Below are 16,870 nucleotides of genomic sequence, written 5' to 3'. Positions count from 1 at the left end.
GGTGCGCGGCCTCAGCCCAGGGCCGTGTCCAGCACCATCATCAGCACGAAGCCCAGCATCAGGCCGCCCGTGGCAAAGGCTTCGTGGCCCTTGCGGTGCGACTCGGGAATGATTTCGTGGCTGATCACGAACAGCATGGCGCCCGCTGCAAAGCCCAGGCCCCAGGGCAGCATGGCTGCCGAGCCGCTCACGACGGCTGCACCCAGCACGGCGCCCACGGGCTCCACCAGGCCGGAGGCCATGCCCAGCAGCACGGCAAAGCTGCGCTTGTAGCCTGCGGCCAGCAGGGCCACGGCCACCACCAGGCCTTCGGGCACGTCCTGTATGGCGATGCCCGTGGCCAGCGCATTGGCGCGCAGTCCGTCGTTGCCCGCATAGCCCACGCCGATGGCCAGGCCTTCGGGCAGGTTGTGCAGGGTGATGGCAAAGACGAACAGCCAGGTGCGCTGCAGCTTGCGCGCGCCTTGCGGGTCCAGGCCTTCGCGGCCCTTGATGAAGTGCTCATGGGGCAGGAGCCTGTCCATGAGCATGAGGGCGGCACCGCCCATCAGGATGGCCGAACCTATGATCCCGCCAGCCGCCCAGCCGCCGCCGCCGAGCAGTTCCTGGGTGCGCACGGCCTCCAGTCCCGGCAGGATCAGCGAGAAGGCACAGGCGGCCAGCATGACGCCGGCGCCAAAGCCGAACAGGGTGTCCTGCGTGCGTTCGGACAGGCGCTGGGACAGCATCACGGGCACGGTGCCCAGTGCGGTCGCCAGCGCGGCGGCCGAGCCTCCGGCCAGTGCCTGGAAGACCACCGGATGGTTCTGCGCATAGGCCCAGAACTGGCTGGTGAGCGCCCAGGCGCCGGCCATCATGATGGCCAGGCCTATCCACAGGCGGATGTTGGACCGTACGCTGGTCTTGGAGCGGAAGCGTTGTGGCAGATCCATGCTGGTCGAGGTCAGAGGTTGGCGTTGCAGACCGTTCAGCCGCGTGCGGCGGCGTAGCGGCGGGCCACTTCGGCCCAGTTGACTACGTTGTAGAACGCCGCGATGTATTCAGGGCGGCGGTTCTGGTACTTGAGGTAGTAGGCGTGTTCCCACACGTCCAGGCCCAGGATGGGGGTGGCGCCGGAGCCGATGCCGGCCATCAGCGGGCTGTCCTGGTTGCCGCTGCTTTCCACGGCCAGCTTGCCGTCCTTGCCCACCACCAGCCAGGCCCAGCCGCTGCCAAAGCGCGTGAGCGCGGCCTGGGTGAAGGCGGCCTTGAAGGCATCGAAGCCGCCCAGTTCCCGGTCAATGGCCTGTGCCAGTTCGCCCGAGGGAGTACCGCCGCCGCCCTGGTCCACCGGGGCCATCACGGTCCAGAACAGGCTGTGGTTGGCGTGCCCGCCGCCGTTGTTGCGCACGGCACCGCGAACGCCTTCGGGCAGCAGGGGCAGGTCGGCGATCAACTGCTCCACGGGCTGGCTGCCGTGCGGCGTGTCCTTGAGCGCGGCATTCAGGTTGTTCACATAGGCCTGATGATGCTTGGTGTAGTGGATCTCCATGGTCTGCGCATCGATATGGGGCTCCAGCGCGTCGTAGGCGTAGTTCAGGGGAGGCAGGGTGTAGTTGCTCATGTGGTTTCTTTCAGGGACTACGGGAAAAAATCGTCGCGTTGCGATGTCTGTGCGACAGCAATCAATGCGCAAGCCGGGGCGGCAGGGCCGTGGCTGTGCAGTCGAAGACGCGGGCCGAGGCCTGCAGCGCTGCATCGATCCGGGGCTGGCTGCCGTGCTGGCGCTGCCACTGCAGCAGGGCTGAATGGGTTTCGCGCATATGGCGCCAGGCGGCGCTGCACACGGCGGCCGCATGGTGGCGCGCATCCCCCAGGGCCAGCAGGCCCTGGTGCGCCTCGCACAGATATTCGATGGCCAATGCGGGCTGCTGGCGCAATGCCAGCAGCTCGGCCAGGTTGTGGTGGGAGACCACCCAGGCGGCCATGCAGTGATCGGCATGTTCCGCCGGCAGCGGGCCGGCGATGAGGCGCTGCGCCACATGCAGGGCCTTCATCTGCATGGCGAGCGCGCTTTCGATCTGGCCGGCATGGAAATGCCCATGGGCGCGGCGCGCCAGCTGCTCCCACTGATTCAAGGATGCTTCGGAGGGTGCCGGGACGGGAGAGGGCAGACTGAGGTCAGAGGTTGCTTGCATATCTGCTGGCTCCGAGTTTTCCAGAGGTTCTTTGATATTGATCTGAGAATTGTATTATTCATGAGAATCATTCTCATTCAAAACGGAAATGACCGTATGCAAGCCGATGTGTATTTCCTTTCGCGCATCTGCAGGATGCGGATGCGCGGATTCCAGGCGAAAAAAAAGCCCCGCAGGCGGCAATGCCTGCAGGGCGGGGACTGGCGGTGACTTAGACCTGGTCGGCCGACAGGCCAGCGGTCTGGCTGAAGCCGCCGTCCACGTAGGTGATCTCGGCCGTCACGCCCGAGGCGAGGTCCGACAGCAGGAAGGCGGCCACATTGCCCACGTCCTCGATGGTCACGTTGCGGCGCAGCGGCGATGCATCGGCCACGCGGCCCAGCAGCTTGCCGAAGTCCTTGATGCCCGAGGCGGCCAGGGTCTTGATGGGACCGGCCGAGATGCCGTTGGCGCGGATGGCGCGGCCGTCGGCCGTGCGGCCCACGGCCTCGGCCAGGTAGCGCACCGAGGCTTCCAGCGATGCCTTGGCCAGGCCCATGGTGTTGTAGTTGGGGATGGAGCGCAGGGCGCCCAGGTACGACAGGGTCAGCAGCGAGGACTTGTCGTTGAGATAGGGCAGGGCCGCCTTGGCCATCGCGGGGAAGCTGTAGGCGCTGATGTCGTGCGCGATCTTGAAGCCTTCGCGCGACAGGCCGTCCAGGAAGTTGCCGGCGATGGCCTCGCGCGGTGCGAAGCCGATGCTGTGCACGAAGCCGTCGAACTTGCCCCAGGTCGCGCCCAGGTCGGCGAACAGCTTGTCGATCTGGGCGTCGTCGGCCACGTCGCAGTCAAAGATCAGCTTGGAGTCGAATTCGGCGGCGAATTCGGTGATGCGGTCCTTGAAGCGCTCGCCCACATAGCTGAAGGCCAGCTCCGCGCCCTGTGCATGGCAGGCCTTGGCGATGCCGTAGGCGATGGAGCGGTTGGACAGAACGCCCGTGATCAGCAGTTTTTTACCGGCGAGAAAGCCCATTGTTGTTCTCCAGAGAAAGTGAGTGGAAGTGCGCACCAGCTGGCGGCGATGGCCGGGGCCCGCGTCAGCGTTTGCCAGCGGAAGGGCTGGCTGCGTGGTGCAGAATTGTCGCATGCGCCATTGGATGATTTCTTCGCTGCTGCTGGCCTCGGCGTGTGTGCCGGCCTGGGGCTCGCATGCCTATGCCCTGTGGGGCGAGCCTCGCTACGCCGAGGGCTTCAGCCATTTCGACTATGTCAACGCCAAGGCCCCCAAGGGCGGCGAGCTGCGCCTGGTGAGCAATCTGCGCATCTCCACCTTTGACAAATACAACCCGTTCACCATCAAGGGGTCGTCGCCCGCCTATCTGGCGGAGCTGATGTTCGACACCCTGCTGTGGCCCTCGCTGGACGAGACCGCCACCGGCTACGGTTTGCTGGCCGAGGATGTGCAGGCCGCGGCCGACGGCCTGTCCGCCACATTCCGGTTGCGGCCCCAGGCACGCTTTCACAACGGCAAGCCCGTGCTGGCCGCCGATGTCAAGTTCAGCTATGACACGCTGGTGGGCCCGCATGCACTGCCCGGCTACAGAACGCTGTTCTTCGATGTGGCGGGCGTCGATGTGCTGGACGAGCGCACCGTGCGCTTTCGTTTCAAGCAGCCGAACCGGGAATTGCCGCTGACCGTGGGGGCCATTCCGGTGTTCAGCCGCGACTGGGGCGTGGAAAACGGCAAGGCCAAGCCCTTCGACCAGGTGGTGACGGACACGCCCATCGGCAGCGGGCCCTACAAGATAGGTCCCGTGCGATTCGGCAAGGACATCACCTATGTGCGTGACCCGGACTACTGGGGCCGCGATCTGCCTGTGCGCGTGGGCACGGCCAATTTCGATCGCATCTCCGTCAAGATCTACCGCGACAACACGGCGAGGCTGGAGGCGCTGAAGGCCGGGGAGTTCGACCTCATGCGCTTTTACAGCGCCGGCGACTGGGCGCGGCGCCTGTACGGCAAGCGCTTCGACCGCGGTGAACTGGTCAAGGGCGAGTTCAGCAACAAGCTGCCATCGGGATTCCAGAGCTATGTGCTCAACGTGCGCCGGCCTGTGCTGCAGGACGTCCGGGTGCGCCGCGCCCTGGGCCTGGCCATGGACTACGAGTGGATGAACCGGCAGATGTTCTACGGTTCCTACCAGCGCGTGCGCGGGCTGTTCGGCAACACGGCCTGCGAGACCCATGGCGAGCCCTCGCCCGAGGAGCTGGCGCTGATGGAGCCCTTGCGCAAGAGCATTCCGCCAGAGGCTTTCGGCCCCATGGCCGAGCCGCCACGCACCGATGGCGACAGCTCGCTGCGCGGAAATCTGCGCCAGGCGCGGCAATTGCTGGCCGATGCCGGCTGGACCATTCAGGATGGCGTGCTGCGCAACGCGCGGGGCCAGGCCATGGAGCTGGAGTACCTGGACAGCAGCGAGTCGGGCATACGCCAGGTCTCGCCCTGGATACGCAATCTGGAAAAGCTGGGCATCCGGCTGCGCTTTCGCTCGGCGGACTATGCGCTGTACCAGCAGCGCGTGGAGAAGTTCGACTACGACATCATCTCCATCGCCTACCAGGGCACGAACAATCCGGGCCAGGAATTCGCCGACCTGTTCGGCAGCCAGGCGGCGGCAACCGAGGGTTCCGGCAATTTCCCCGGCGTGAAGAACCCGGCGGTCGACGCCATGATCCGCCGCATGACCGAGGCCAAGACAGAGGCGCAACTGTTGCCTGCCTGCCACGCACTCGAACGCATCATCACGCACGGCCACTATCTGATTCCGCAGTGGAGCGCGGGCACGCACCGCATGGTCTACGACTCCTGGCGCCTGGTGCGGCCGGCCGTGGTTCCGGCCTATGCGAAGGGCGAGAGCTGGGCCATGGACACCTGGTGGGCCCGCATGCCGGTGCTGACCGCGCCACCTCCATGAGCCGGCGTTGCGGCTGTGTCGTTGCGATCCGTTGCATGATGAGGGCGTCCCCCGGCCGGGGGCCCTCCCCGCAATGGACATAATGCAAGACTTCTTATGTGGGCCTACATATTCAAACGCTTGCTGCTGATGGTGCCGACCCTGCTGGGCGTACTGCTGCTGACCTTCGTGGTCGTGCAGTTCGTGCCCGGTGGCCCGGTCGAGCAGTATCTGGCCGAGGCCAAGGCCAGCATGGGCCGTGGCGGCGAGGGCGGTGGCCTGGCCTACCGTGGCAACCAGGGGGTGGACCCCCAGCGCATAGAGCAGATCAAGGCCCTCTACGGCTTTGACAAGCCGGCCCATGAGCGCTTCTTCCAGATGCTCGGGCAGTTCGCGCGGTTCGACCTGGGGCGCAGTTTCTTCCAGAACAAGGATGTCTGGCAGCTGATCAAGGAGAAGCTGCCGGTCTCGGCCAGCCTGGGACTGTGGACCTTTTTCATCAGCTACCTCGTTGCCGTGCCGCTGGGCATTGCCAAGGCCGTGCGGGCCGGCTCGCGGTTCGACTTCGCCACCACGCTGCTGATCCTGGTCGGCTATGCGATTCCGGGTTTCGTGCTGGGCGTGGCGCTGTTGGTGATCTTTGGCGGCCAGTTGCAGTGGTTTCCGCTGCGCGGGCTGACTTCCTCCAACTGGGACGAGCTGTCCTGGGGCGCGCGCATCGTGGACTATCTCTGGCATATCGCGCTGCCGGTGACGGCCATGGTGGCGGGCAGCTTCGCCATCACGGCCATGCTGACCAAAAATGCCTTCCTGGAAGAGATTCGCAAGCAGTACGTGCTGACTGCGCGTGCCAAGGGCCTGTCCGAGCGGCAGGTGCTCTACCGCCACGTGCTGCGCAACGCGCTGATCCCCATCGTCACCGGATTTCCGGCCGCCTTCATCGGGGCCTTCTTCACGGGCTCGCTGCTGATAGAGACACTGTTCTCGCTGGACGGCCTGGGCCTGCTCAGCTATGACAGCGTGATTCGGCGCGACTATCCCGTGGTGCTGGGCACGTTGTATCTGTTCACGCTGATCGGCCTGGTGACCAAGCTGGTCAGTGACCTTTGTTATGTGTGGGTGGATCCGCGTGTACGGTTTGATTGAGCGCCCCCCGAACGGCTGCGCCGCTTCCCCCTCTTGCTTTGCGGGGGGAGCGTTCGGGCCATTGGCGGCTGGCGCAGGCCCTTGCCTGGTATCCCTGACTTTGGGCGGTCGCGCCACTGTGATGCAGCAACATGGAAACTGAGATGCACTCCCTTGCCGCTCCAGGCGCAGGGCTGCCCGGGGCAGCGCCTGCACCGCTGGCTGTGGTGGCAGTGTCGCCGGCGCGTCGGGCCTGGATGCGGTTCAGGCGCAATCGGCTGGGGTATTGGAGCCTGGTCGCTTTTTGCGTGATGGTGGTGCTGAGCCTGGGCGCCGAGCTGATCAGCAACGACCGGCCCCTGGTGGTGCGCTATGAGGGCCAGACCTACTGGCCGCTGTGGAACGATTATTCCGAGAAGACTTTCGGCGGCGACTTCGAGACGGCCACCGACTACCTGGACCCCTTCATCCGTGACCGCCTGAGCCAGGGCGACAACTGGGCGCTGTATACGCTCAATCCCTATGGGCCGCAGGCGCTGAACTACTTTGCGACCTCGCCCAATCCGGCGCCGCCCTCGCGCGACAACCTTCTGGGTACCGATGACCGGGGGCGCGATCTGCTGGCCCAGCTGATCTACGGGTTTCGCGTCAGCGTGCTGTTTGCGCTGGCGCTGACGGCGTCGGGCGTGGTGCTGGGCGTGGTGACGGGGGCCGTCCAGGGTTTTTTCGGCGGCAGGACCGATCTGGCATTCCAGCGCTTCATCGAGATCTGGGGTTCCATGCCCGAGCTGTATCTGCTGATCATCTTCAGCGCGGTGCTGGCGCCCAGCGTCTCGCTGCTGCTGGTGCTGCTGTCGCTGTTCGGCTGGATGGGGCTGTCGGACTACGTGCGTGCCGAGTTCCTGCGCAACCGCCAGCTGGACTATGTGAAGTCGGCGCGGGCGCTGGGCGTGGGCAATGGCGCGCTGATCTGGCGCCATCTGCTGCCCAACAGCATGACGCCCGTGGTGACTTTTTTGCCGTTTCGCATGAGTGCGGCCATCCTGGCCCTGACCTCGCTGGACTTCCTGGGGCTGGGCGTGCCGCCTGACACCCCCAGCCTGGGCGAGCTGCTGAACCAGGGCAAGAACAGCATCGATGCCTGGTGGATCTCGCTGTCCACCTTTGCCGTGCTGGTGGTGACGCTGCTGCTGCTGACCTTCATGGGCGATGCGCTGCGCGATGCGCTGGACCCGCGCAAGGCCGCTGCCAGCGATGCCGCCCCCGGTGTCGATGCAAAGGACGCCGCATGAACGCAGAGCAGCCGGCAATGGAAATACCTTCGCCCCCCGGCCGTGGCCGCACATTGCTGTCCGTGCGCAACCTGCGCGTGCGCTTCGGCAGCAAGGACGTGGTGCACGGCGTGAGCTTCGACCTGGCGGCCGGCGAGAAGCTGGCGCTGGTGGGCGAGTCCGGCTCGGGCAAGACCATCACGGCGCTGTCGCTGCTGCGGCTGGCCGGGGATGCCCAGCTGGGCGGCCAGGCCCTGTTCGACGGCCGCGACCTGCTGCGCCTGCCCGAGCGCGAGATGCGCGCCGTGCGTGGTGGCGACGTGGCCATGATTTTCCAGGAGCCCATGACGGCGCTCAACCCGCTGATGACCGTCGGCGAGCAGGTGGGCGAGGTGCTGCGCCTCAAGCAGGGGCTGACGCGAGCGCAATCCCTGGTCCAGGCTGCCGAATTGCTGGCGACCACCGGCATCGCCGAGCCTGTGCGCCGCGCCCGCGCCTTTCCCCACCAGCTCAGTGGCGGGCAGCGCCAGCGCGCCATGATCGCCATGGCGCTGGCCAGCAGCCCGCGCCTGCTCCTGGCCGATGAGCCGACGACGGCACTCGATGTCACGCTGCGCGGCCAGATCCTGCAGTTGCTCGATGACCTGCAGCGCCAGACCGGCATGGCCGTGCTGATGATCACGCACGACCTGCACCTGGTGCGGCGCTTTGCCGACCGCGTGGCGGTGATGGAGCGCGGGCAACTGGTGGAGCAGGGCGGGGTGTCGGCGGTCATGGCGGCCCCGCGCCATGCCTATACGCGCAAGCTGCTGGCCAGCGTGCCGCGACGCGACCTGATCGAGGTGGAGGCAGGCGCCCAGGCCACGGCTGGCGAGCCGCTGGTGCAGGCACAGGGTCTCAAGGTCAGCTATCCGGTGCCGCTGGCAGGCATGCGCGGATGGTTCGGCCAGGGGCGCTTCGTCGCCGTGCAGTCCGCAGACCTGGAACTGTTGCCAGGGCGTACCGTGGGCGTGGTCGGGGAGTCGGGATCGGGCAAGTCCACGCTGGCACAGGCCGTGCTGGGGCTGCTGCCCCATGAAGGCGGGCTGCGCATCGCAGGCCATGCCTGGCAGCAGCCGGCCACGCGCAACTCGCCCGCCAACCGTGCGCTGCGGCGCAAGGTGCAGGTGGTGTTCCAGGACCCGTATTCATCGCTGTCGCCGCGGCTGACGCTGGAGCAGATCGTTGGCGAGGGCCTGCGCGTGCATGCGCCGGCGCTGGCGGCGACGCAGCAACGCGACCGCATCGTGGAGATGCTGTCGTCCGTGGGCCTGACGCAGGAACAGTTTCCCGGCCTGCTCGACCGCTATCCCCACGAATTCTCGGGAGGCCAGCGCCAGCGCATCGCCATTGCTCGCGCCCTGGTGCTGGAGCCCGAGGTGCTGGTGCTCGACGAGCCCACCAGCGCGCTGGATGTGACCATTCAGCAGCAGGTGCTGGGCCTGCTGCAGCGGCTGCAGCGCGAGCGGGGCCTGGCCTATCTGCTGATCACGCATGACGTGGACGTGATCCGCGCCATGGCCCATGACGTGGTGGTCATGAAGGATGGCGCCATCGTCGAATCCGGCCCCGTCGCCCAGGTGCTGGGCGCGCCGCGCCAGGCGTACACGCAGCGGCTGGTGGAGGCCGCGGGCTTCTCGGGAGACGGCATGCCCGAGGGGTTCTGAGGCAGTTGCCGGTCCGCGCTACCAGCTGCCCGTGGGATTGACCCCGTCCTGCAGGATCCACTGCACCTTGTCCACGGGCACGCCCAGCAGCCGGGCCTGTGCCAGCAGGCGTGCCGCCACGCCGTCGGCCAGCTCGGGCGTGCGCGAAAGAATCCAGAAATAGCGCAGGTCCGATCCCACCACCATGGCCCAGCGGTACTCGGCATCAAGAGCCACCACGTTGTAGCCGCCGTAGAACGGGCCGAAGAAAGAGACCTTGAGTGCCGCAACGTCCGGGCCGTGCACCGTGCGGGCCTTGCCCTCGGCCGATTTCCAGCGCCGGTGGCGGGCGTCGTAGCCCCGGTTCAGCACGTGCACAGTGCCGTCGGGAAGCGGTGTGTACTCGGCCTGGGTGCGCTCCAGGCCTTTTTCGAAACTGTGGTCGATGCGGGCCACTTCATACCAGCGGCCCATGTAGCGCTCGATGTCCCAGCCGCGCACCGGCTCCACGGTAGGGGGGATGGGTGGGTTGCGCAGGCCCTTCCACAGCAATGCTGCTGCGGCGGCGCCAACGGCAAGCCCTGCCAGGCCGGCCGTTGGCAGAACCCAGGCGGGGCGGGGAGTGGATCGGGCAGTTGACTCTGTATCTGGTTGGCGGGGTGACATGGTGCGGAACTCCGTGTTCAGGCAGGCGTGCATGCCAGGGGTCTTGCGCGCTTGGCAGCATGCTCCTACTTTAGGACAGAAAACCGGGTCGCAGTGTAGGCCGGCGCTGCCTGCGCCGGTGCTGTGCGGACCGCGCAACGCTGGAACTTTCCCTATGCCAGAGCAGGCCATGTGTTTTTTTGTGCGCGGTCATGCAGGTCTATGGCCTAATTGCGCGTTCTCATTTTTTTGAAGAAGGAAATGCCATGGGCAACAAGATCGTTACCGAAGCCGACCGCAAGTTCACTCCCCAGCCTCCCCTGCCCAACGGCGTCACCCTGCCCACGCCCGGCCGTGGCCAGCGCGTGAGCCGCGCCCGTGGCGCGCACACCCACACCAAGAAGAACCCCGGCAAGCGTCACCGCTGAGCACGGCGGTCCGCATGCACGCCTGCTGCGGCCACGTTCTGAAAGCAAAAGCCCTCGAAAGAGGGCTTTTGCTTTTGAGGCACCGTGCTCAGTGCTGCAGTGCCTGTAGCTTGCGGCGCAGCATCTGCACTTCCTCGATCAGGTCCGCCGTCAGCGCGGCCAGCTGAGGGTCGGCATCGAAGCTGTGCTCCAGGTGGGCTATGCGGCGCGCGCGCACCAGTGTCTGGCTGCTGAAGCGCCACTGTGCCTGTGGCGCGTCCGCTTCGCCGGCTTGCTCGTTTTCGCAGTACAGCACGCCGGTCTGCACACGCTCCACCACCCAGGCGGTGTTGCGCCGGCAGTGGCGGGCCAGATCCTGCAGGTCCAGAGCGCCTTCGCCCAGCAGTTCTGCCGGCTCGTAGAAGGGGTACAGCGGCGTGCTCATCGCGTGGCTCCTTGGCCCGCTGCGTGCTGGCGGGCATCGAACGAGGGAAAGGCCTGGGCCAGTGCCGCATAGGCCTGGCGCTGGGCGTCGGTCTGGGGCTCGGGCAGGGCGATGCCCAGCACCAGGTACAGGTCGCCCGGCGTGGCGGCGGGCAAGCCCTTGCCCTTGATGCGCAGTTTGCGGCCGGCGCGGCTGCCTGCGGGTACGCTGACCTCGAATTCACCGGCAATGGTGGCCACGCGGACCGGGCCGCCCAGTGCGGCTTCCCAGGGGGCCAGGGACACGGGCTGGTAGACATCCTTGCCCTCGGCCCACCAGCGCGGGTCGTGGCGCAGGTGCACTTCCAGCAGCAGATCGCCTGCCGGGCCGTTGCCCAGGCCCGGCCCTCCCTGGCCGGCCAGGCGGATCATCTGGCCTTCGCGCACGCCCTTGGGAATGCTGACCTGCAATTCCTTGTCGCGCGCCACCGGGTGGCCGTCCTCGTCCAGCACCGTGGTGCGCAGGTGCAGGCTGCGCTGCGCGCCCTGGTAGCTGTCCAGCAGGTCCAGCTCGATGCTGGCGTGCTGGTCCTGCCCGCGCAGGTCAGGCGCACGGCGATGCTGGCCGCCTCCGCCCGCATGGCGGGCACGTGCGCCCTGGCCGAACATCTGTGAGAAGAACTCGCTGAAGTCCGCGTCGCCTTCCGGCATGGCGCCGTCGCCGCTGCGAAAGTGAAAGTCCTGCCCTTCCCAGCCGGGCGGTGGCTGGAAGCCGCCAGCGCCAGGCCCGCTGCGGCGCGGCGCATCGGCCAGGGCGTCATAGGCGGCGCGCTTTTCGGGGTCCGACAGCACGGCATTGGCTTCGTTGACTTCGGCCATGCGCTCGGAGGCGTCCGCCTCCTTGCTGACATCGGGGTGGTACTTGCGCGCCAGCTTGCGGTAGGCCTTCTTGATGTCATCGGCACTGGCCTGCCTGTCCACGGCCAGGATGCGGTAGTAGTCCTTGTAATCCATGAATTTCCGTCCTCCGGCCCTTGCGGGCGATGTTCTGGACAAAACCGGATGCAGCATAGCCCGGTCATGGCAGGGTCTCAACCGATGGGCCTTTTCCTGCTTGACTGGCATCTTGTGACGGGTTCATTACATTCGCGCGTCGGCAGGACGGAACAGGAGGCGTCGGACATGGCACATGGCAGTCGATGGCGGGCTGGGCGGGGGCGCACAGGCTCCAGGGGATGGAGGGCCCTGCTGGGCGCATGGCTGGTGGCCGGCGCGTGTGGAGCCTGCGCGGTGATGGCGCAGACCATGCAGCCAGCACCGGGCGTGCCCATGGCAGACCTGCCGCCGGCCGTGGTCAGCGCCCCGCTGCCCGATGTGGGCTCCATGGCCGCCAGGGTGCTGGCCTGCACGGCCTGCCATGGTCCCGAGGGCCGGGCCACGCCCAGCGGCTACTTTCCGCGCATTGCGGGCAAGCCTGCGGGCTATCTGTACCGCCAGCTCAAGAACTTCCAGCAAGGGCGCCGCAGCTATCCCGCCATGAACCGGCTGATCGAATTCATGTCGGACGACTATCTGCGCCAGATCGCCACGCACTTCGCTGGCCTGGAGCTTCCCTATGCCGCGCCTGTACCGGTGCAACTGCCGCCCGCTGAACTCGCCCGTGGCGAGCAACTGGCCTTGCGCGGCGACGCGCAGCGCAGCCTGCCCGCCTGCGCTGCCTGCCATGGTGAGCGGCTCATGGGTGCCGGGGACGATATCCCGGGCCTGCTGGGCCTGTCGCGCGACTATCTGAACAGCCAGATCGGTGCCTGGCGCTCCGGCCAGCGCAAGGCGGCGGCGCCCGATTGCATGGACCAGGTGGCCAAGGCGCTGACGGCGCAGGAGGTCGTGGCCGTCACGGCCTGGCTGTCATCGCGCCCTGCGCTGGCGGCGCCGGGTGGACACGAAGCCCTGGCCCTGCCCATGCCGCTGCGCTGCGGCGCCGTGGCCGCCATTGCTGGCCAGGAGGGCAAGCCATGAACACCCTGGCAGAAAACGCGGCAAGCGGGAGCACACGCGGGCGACGGCGGCTGGCCAGGGCGGGAGGGCTGGCGTTGCTGATCATCGCCCTGCTGGGCGCGCTCCTGGTCTGGTTCAACCTGCGCGGCGAGCAGGGCGTGCACGCCTATGGCCATGGCGGCTGGTCAGGCGCGCGCGAAACGCCAACTGCCTTGATCGAGCGCGGTGCCTACCTGGCCCGCGTGGGCAACTGCGCAGGCTGCCATACGGCGGCTGGCGGCGCCGAGTATGCGGGCGGGCGGGGCCTGCCCACCTCGTTCGGCACGCTGTACACCAGCAATCTCACGCCTGACAAGGAAAGTGGCCTGGGGCTGTGGACGGCCCAGGACTTCTGGCGTGCAATGCATAACGGGCGGTCACGGGAAGGGCGCCTGCTGTATCCGGCCTTTCCATATGACAGCTACACCCATGTGACGCGTGCCGACTCGGACGCGTTGTTTGCCTATCTGCAAAGCCTGCCCGCCGTGCGCGCGCAGGCGCCCCGGCATGCGCTGGACTTTCCCTATGGCTGGCAGGGCTCGCTGGCCGTCTGGCGCGCGCTGTTCTTCACCCCGCAGGATTGGCAGGACCGGCCGCAGAAGGCGGCTGCCTGGAATCGCGGCGCCTATCTTGCCCAGGGCCTGGGGCACTGCGCGGCGTGCCACGCGCCGCGCAACGGCATGGGCGCCTCGTCCCAGGCCATGTCCGGTGGCTTTGTGTCAGGGCAGGCCTGGTATGCGCCGTCGCTGCTTGATCCGGGCGAAGCCGGCGTGCGCGCGGGCCAGGAGTCCGCCTGGGTGCAGTTGCTGCAGACGGGTTCGGGTCCTTCGGGATCGGCGCTGGGCCCCATGGCCGAAGTCGTGGCGCGCAGCACCCAGCACTGGCAACCGCAGGATCTGCAGGCCCTCGCTTCCTACCTGCAGGAGCAGGGCGCGGCAGCAGGCCCGCCCAGGAGCAGGCCTGCTGCCGCACCCGTGCCATCCGGGCAAATGGCCTTGGGGCGGGCCATCTACGAGCGGCAATGCGCGGTTTGCCACGGTGCCGAGGGCCAGGGAACGCCGGGCGCGTTTCCCGCGCTTGCGGGCAATGCCTCCGTGACCCTGGCCGAGCCGCGCAACCTGTTGCTGGTGTTGCTGGAGGGGGGCTACCCACCCTCCACCCGGCAGCAGCCGCAGCCGCACGGCATGCCGCCTTTCGGCCATGTGCTGTCCGACGCACAGGTGGCCGCCGTGGCCAGCTATGTGCGCAACGCCTGGGGCAACAAGGCAGCGGAAATCGGTAACATGGAGGTTTATCGCGCCCGGGAAGGGCGTGGTTTCTGAGAGGCTTTCATGGATTCAATGGCCGGCAAGCTGCCGGACGACAGCGACGCCACCCGCCCCTGGTGGGTGGTTTGCCTGTGCGCGCAATGGTGCGGCGTTTGCAACCAATACCGAAGCACGTTTGCGGAACTGGCAAGCCAATTCCCGCAGATGCGCTTTGTCTGGCTCGATGTCGAGGACCGCGAGGATGTGGCCGGTGACCTGGACATCGAAACCTTCCCCTCGCTGCTGGTGGCCGATGGCGAGCGTGCACGTTTCCTGGGGCCGGTGCTGCCCCAGGCGGGGGTTGTGGCGCGCATGCTGCAGTCATTGGCCCAGGACCCGGGCGCGGCCCCTGCCGACCCCGCCGAGGCGCAGGCCCTCTTGCGGCGGCTCCAGTCGGCGCAGGCGCTGGAGCGCATTGGCGTCTGAGCCTCGGGCAAGGGCGGGTGGGCGGGCCTGAGGCCCCTCGTCCTGTCCCCGCTTTTGTGCTGGGCGGGCTTGGCCTGAGGGTCGTTTGCGGATACAATGGCATATTCACGACCAAACGGGCGGGTACCAACCGCCCTTTTTTTTGGGCGATCTTCGGGCGACCTTCGGGATTGCCATGGGGCTCGGCGCTGTTGGGACATGGCTGCTGCCAAGGTTTCAGGGGCGTTCCGGGTCTTTTGTGTTTGCAGGACTGAATTTAAATACACGTGGCACTACAGCAAATCGTTGAACAAACCGTGACAGGTCTGGGCTATGACCTGGTGGAAATAGAACGCTCCGCGGGCGGGCTGTTGCGCGTCACAATTGATTTGCCTTGGCAGCCCCCGGTGGAGGGCGAGCCGGTGGTGCCGGAGCAGTTCGTGACAGTCGAGGACTGCGAGAAGATCACGCGCCAGTTGCAGTTCGCGCTTGAGGTCGATGGCGCAGATTACACGCGCCTTGAGGTCTCCTCCCCTGGTATCGACCGTCCCCTGCGGCACGAGCAGGACTTCACCCGCTTCGTCGGGGAAGTCATAGACCTGACCCTCAAGGAGCCCATCGGGGCCGCCGCTGAAGGGCAGGTCAGCGCCAATCGCAAGAAATTCCGCGGCACGCTGGAGCGTGCCGAAGAGGGTGGCTGGCAGATCGTCTGGAGCGACGAGCCACCCGTCAAGCCTGGCCATAAGGTCAGCAAAAAGCGTGTTCCCGCGCCACTGCAGGCGCTGGGCTTCACGCTGGAGGAGCTGCGCGAGGCGCGTCTGGCTCCCATCGTGGATTTCAAGGGACGTTCTGCCAAGCCGGTCTGATCGGAGCAGGCAGGGTACGTCGAATCATTGGGGCAGGAAGGGCATTGCCATCCCCTTCCTGTGTGATTGAAATAGGAGAGTCGTCGCATGAATCGCGAATTGTTGATGTTGGTAGAAGCCATTTCGCGCGAAAAGAACGTGGAGCGCGATCTGGTGTTCGGTGCAGTGGAATCGGCCCTGGCCCAGGCCACCAAGAAGCTGTACCAAGGTGAAGTGGACATCCGCGTGGCCATCGATCGCGATAGCGGTAACTACGACACCTTCCGCCGCTGGCTGGTGGTGCCCGATGATGCGGGCCTGCAAAACCCCGATGCCGAAGAAATGCTGATGGACGCACAGGACCGCGTCCCCGGTATCTCCGAAGGCGAGTACATCGAGGAAGAGATCGAGTCGGTGCCCATCGGCCGCATCGGCGCCATGGCGGCCAAGCAGGTCATCCTGCAGAAGATCCGTGACGCCGAGCGCGAAATGCTGCTCAACGAGTTCCTGTCGCGCGGCGACCGGATCTTCACGGGCACCGTCAAGCGCATGGACAAGGGCGACATCATCGTCGAGGCCGGCCGTGTCGAAGGACGCCTGCGCCGCAACGAGATGATCCCCAAGGAAAACCTGCGCAACGGCGACCGCGTGCGGGCCATGATCATGGAAGTGGACGCCACGCTGCGCGGCGCGCCCATCATCCTGTCGCGCTCGGCGCCCGAGTTCATGGTCGAGTTGTTCCGCAACGAAGTGCCCGAGATCGAGCAGGGCCTGCTGGAGATCAAGAGCTGCGCTCGCGATTCCGGCAGCCGCGCCAAGATCGCCGTGCTCAGCCATGACAAGCGTGTCGATCCCATCGGCACTTGCGTCGGCGTGCGAGGCACCCGTGTCAACGCCGTCACCAATGAACTGGCTGGCGAGCGTGTGGACATCGTGCTGTGGTCCGAAGACCCAGCACAGTTCGTGATCGGCGCGCTGGCTCCGGCCAATGTGTCGTCCATCGTTGTGGACGAGGAAAAGCATGCCATGGACGTGGTGGTTGACGAGGAAAACCTCGCCATCGCCATCGGCCGTGGCGGCCAGAACGTTCGCCTGGCTTCCGAGCTCACCGGCTGGAAGATCAACATCATGGACGCGGCTGAGTCTGCGCAAAAGCAGGCGGACGAGTCCGCTGTTGCGCGCCAGCTGTTCATGGAAAAGCTCGATGTGGACGAGGAAATCGCCAACATCCTCATCGAGGAAGGTTTCGAGACCCTGGAAGAAGTGGCCTATGTGCCGCTGCAGGAAATGCTCGAGATCGAGGCGTTCGACGAAGAGACGGTGAACGAGTTGCGCACCCGGGCGAAAGATGCACTGCTGACGCAGGAAATCGCGCACGAGGAAAACGTGGGCAAAGTGTCGCAGGATCTGCTGACGCTCGAGGGAATGACTCCGGAGATCGTGGACAAGCTGGCCGAGGCCGATGTGCACACCCGAGACGATCTGGCCGATCTGGCCATCGACGAGTTGACCGAGCTGACCGGGCAGACCGAGGAAGAAGCGAAGGCTTTGATCATGAAGGCGCGTGAACACTGGTTCACCGAAGGGCAAGAGTAAGGTCAGGGAGGTTC

At 66.4% G+C, this 16,870-nt stretch carries 17 protein-coding genes; 10 read left to right on the top strand and 7 right to left on the bottom strand.

Annotation, left to right across the window (positions count from 1 at the left end; genetic code table 11):
- Nucleotides 1-11: 11 nt before the first annotated feature.
- The 4 genes from ACFPFG_RS05160 to fabI form a co-directional block, all read right to left on the bottom strand.
- Nucleotides 12-932, bottom strand: a complete 921-nt coding sequence (locus ACFPFG_RS05160) for a ZIP family metal transporter (RefSeq protein ID WP_183019054.1) — start codon at nt 930-932, stop codon at nt 12-14.
- Nucleotides 933-967: 35 nt separating this feature from the next.
- Nucleotides 968-1,603, bottom strand: a complete 636-nt coding sequence (locus ACFPFG_RS05155) for a superoxide dismutase (protein WP_312375182.1) — start codon at nt 1,601-1,603, stop codon at nt 968-970.
- 61 nt (nt 1,604-1,664) lie between these two features.
- Nucleotides 1,665-2,177, bottom strand: coding sequence for a hypothetical protein (locus ACFPFG_RS05150; protein WP_183019056.1), 513 nt, complete (start codon nt 2,175-2,177; stop codon nt 1,665-1,667).
- Between the two features lie 211 nt (nt 2,178-2,388).
- Nucleotides 2,389-3,189 carry an enoyl-ACP reductase FabI gene (gene fabI, locus ACFPFG_RS05145; protein WP_012204820.1) on the bottom strand — a complete coding sequence of 267 codons (801 nt, stop codon included), beginning with the start codon at nt 3,187-3,189 and terminating at the stop codon, nt 2,389-2,391.
- A gap of 124 nt (nt 3,190-3,313) precedes the next feature.
- Between fabI and ACFPFG_RS05140 the strand changes: the two genes are divergently transcribed.
- The 4 genes from ACFPFG_RS05140 (at nt 3,314) to ACFPFG_RS05125 (ending at nt 9,212) form a co-directional block, all read left to right on the top strand.
- Nucleotides 3,314-5,131 (top strand): extracellular solute-binding protein, encoded by a 1,818-nt coding sequence (locus tag ACFPFG_RS05140; protein WP_183019057.1) that lies wholly within the window; start codon nt 3,314-3,316, stop codon nt 5,129-5,131.
- Nucleotides 5,132-5,227: 96 nt separating this feature from the next.
- Entirely contained in the window at nt 5,228-6,256 is a 1,029-nt protein-coding gene (locus ACFPFG_RS05135; protein ID WP_380105389.1) for a microcin C ABC transporter permease YejB, read from the top strand.
- A 131-nt stretch (nt 6,257-6,387) separates the two neighbouring features.
- Nucleotides 6,388-7,527: an ABC transporter permease gene (locus tag ACFPFG_RS05130; protein WP_097202741.1), complete on the top strand. Its 1,140-nt coding sequence runs from the start codon at nt 6,388-6,390 to the stop codon at nt 7,525-7,527.
- A complete protein-coding gene (locus tag ACFPFG_RS05125) occupies nt 7,524-9,212 on the top strand; it encodes an ABC transporter ATP-binding protein (RefSeq protein ID WP_380105387.1) in 1,689 nt (562 codons plus the stop codon). The genes ACFPFG_RS05130 and ACFPFG_RS05125 overlap by 4 nt, the downstream gene beginning before the upstream one ends.
- A gap of 18 nt (nt 9,213-9,230) precedes the next feature.
- Here ACFPFG_RS05125 and ACFPFG_RS05120 read toward each other — a convergent pair whose 3' ends face one another.
- The gene (locus ACFPFG_RS05120; protein WP_183019061.1) at nt 9,231-9,857 is read right to left on the bottom strand and encodes a lipocalin family protein; all 627 of its coding nucleotides are present in this window, start codon (nt 9,855-9,857) and stop codon (nt 9,231-9,233) included.
- A gap of 245 nt (nt 9,858-10,102) precedes the next feature.
- Here ACFPFG_RS05120 and ACFPFG_RS05115 point away from each other — a divergent pair, with 245 nt between their 5' ends.
- Complete coding sequence (locus ACFPFG_RS05115; RefSeq protein ID WP_012204826.1) at nt 10,103-10,264, top strand: hypothetical protein; 162 nt, start codon at nt 10,103-10,105, stop codon at nt 10,262-10,264.
- Between the two features lie 88 nt (nt 10,265-10,352).
- Here the strand turns inward: ACFPFG_RS05115 and ACFPFG_RS05110 are convergent, their stop codons facing one another.
- Both ACFPFG_RS05110 and ACFPFG_RS05105 read right to left on the bottom strand, forming a co-directional pair.
- The gene (locus tag ACFPFG_RS05110; RefSeq protein ID WP_183019062.1) at nt 10,353-10,688 is read right to left on the bottom strand and encodes a chaperone modulator CbpM; all 336 of its coding nucleotides are present in this window, start codon (nt 10,686-10,688) and stop codon (nt 10,353-10,355) included.
- The gene (locus tag ACFPFG_RS05105) at nt 10,685-11,680 is read right to left on the bottom strand and encodes a DnaJ C-terminal domain-containing protein (protein WP_183019063.1); all 996 of its coding nucleotides are present in this window, start codon (nt 11,678-11,680) and stop codon (nt 10,685-10,687) included. The genes ACFPFG_RS05110 and ACFPFG_RS05105 overlap by 4 nt, the downstream gene beginning before the upstream one ends.
- A gap of 168 nt (nt 11,681-11,848) precedes the next feature.
- Here ACFPFG_RS05105 and ACFPFG_RS05100 point away from each other — a divergent pair, with 168 nt between their 5' ends.
- From ACFPFG_RS05100 to nusA, 5 genes are all read left to right on the top strand, one after another.
- Nucleotides 11,849-12,685, top strand: coding sequence for a c-type cytochrome (locus ACFPFG_RS05100; protein ID WP_183019064.1), 837 nt, complete (start codon nt 11,849-11,851; stop codon nt 12,683-12,685).
- On the top strand, nt 12,682-14,025 hold the full coding sequence (locus ACFPFG_RS05095) for a c-type cytochrome (RefSeq protein ID WP_380105384.1): 1,344 nt from the start codon (nt 12,682-12,684) through the stop codon (nt 14,023-14,025). The genes ACFPFG_RS05100 and ACFPFG_RS05095 overlap by 4 nt, the downstream gene beginning before the upstream one ends.
- A gap of 9 nt (nt 14,026-14,034) precedes the next feature.
- Nucleotides 14,035-14,436 (top strand): thioredoxin family protein, encoded by a 402-nt coding sequence (locus ACFPFG_RS05090; protein ID WP_380105382.1) that lies wholly within the window; start codon nt 14,035-14,037, stop codon nt 14,434-14,436.
- Between the two features lie 266 nt (nt 14,437-14,702).
- On the top strand, nt 14,703-15,281 hold the full coding sequence (rimP, locus tag ACFPFG_RS05085) for a ribosome maturation factor RimP (RefSeq protein WP_380105380.1): 579 nt from the start codon (nt 14,703-14,705) through the stop codon (nt 15,279-15,281).
- Between the two features lie 87 nt (nt 15,282-15,368).
- Nucleotides 15,369-16,856, top strand: a complete 1,488-nt coding sequence (gene nusA, locus ACFPFG_RS05080; protein ID WP_012204833.1) for a transcription termination factor NusA — start codon at nt 15,369-15,371, stop codon at nt 16,854-16,856.
- Nucleotides 16,857-16,870 lie beyond the last annotated feature (14 nt).

The organism is Delftia deserti (genome assembly GCF_042653485.1).
GTDB lineage: Bacteria > Pseudomonadota > Gammaproteobacteria > Burkholderiales > Burkholderiaceae_C > Comamonas > Comamonas acidovorans.
Note: the sequence above shows the minus strand (reverse complement) of the source record. Positions and strands in the feature narration are given on the sequence as shown.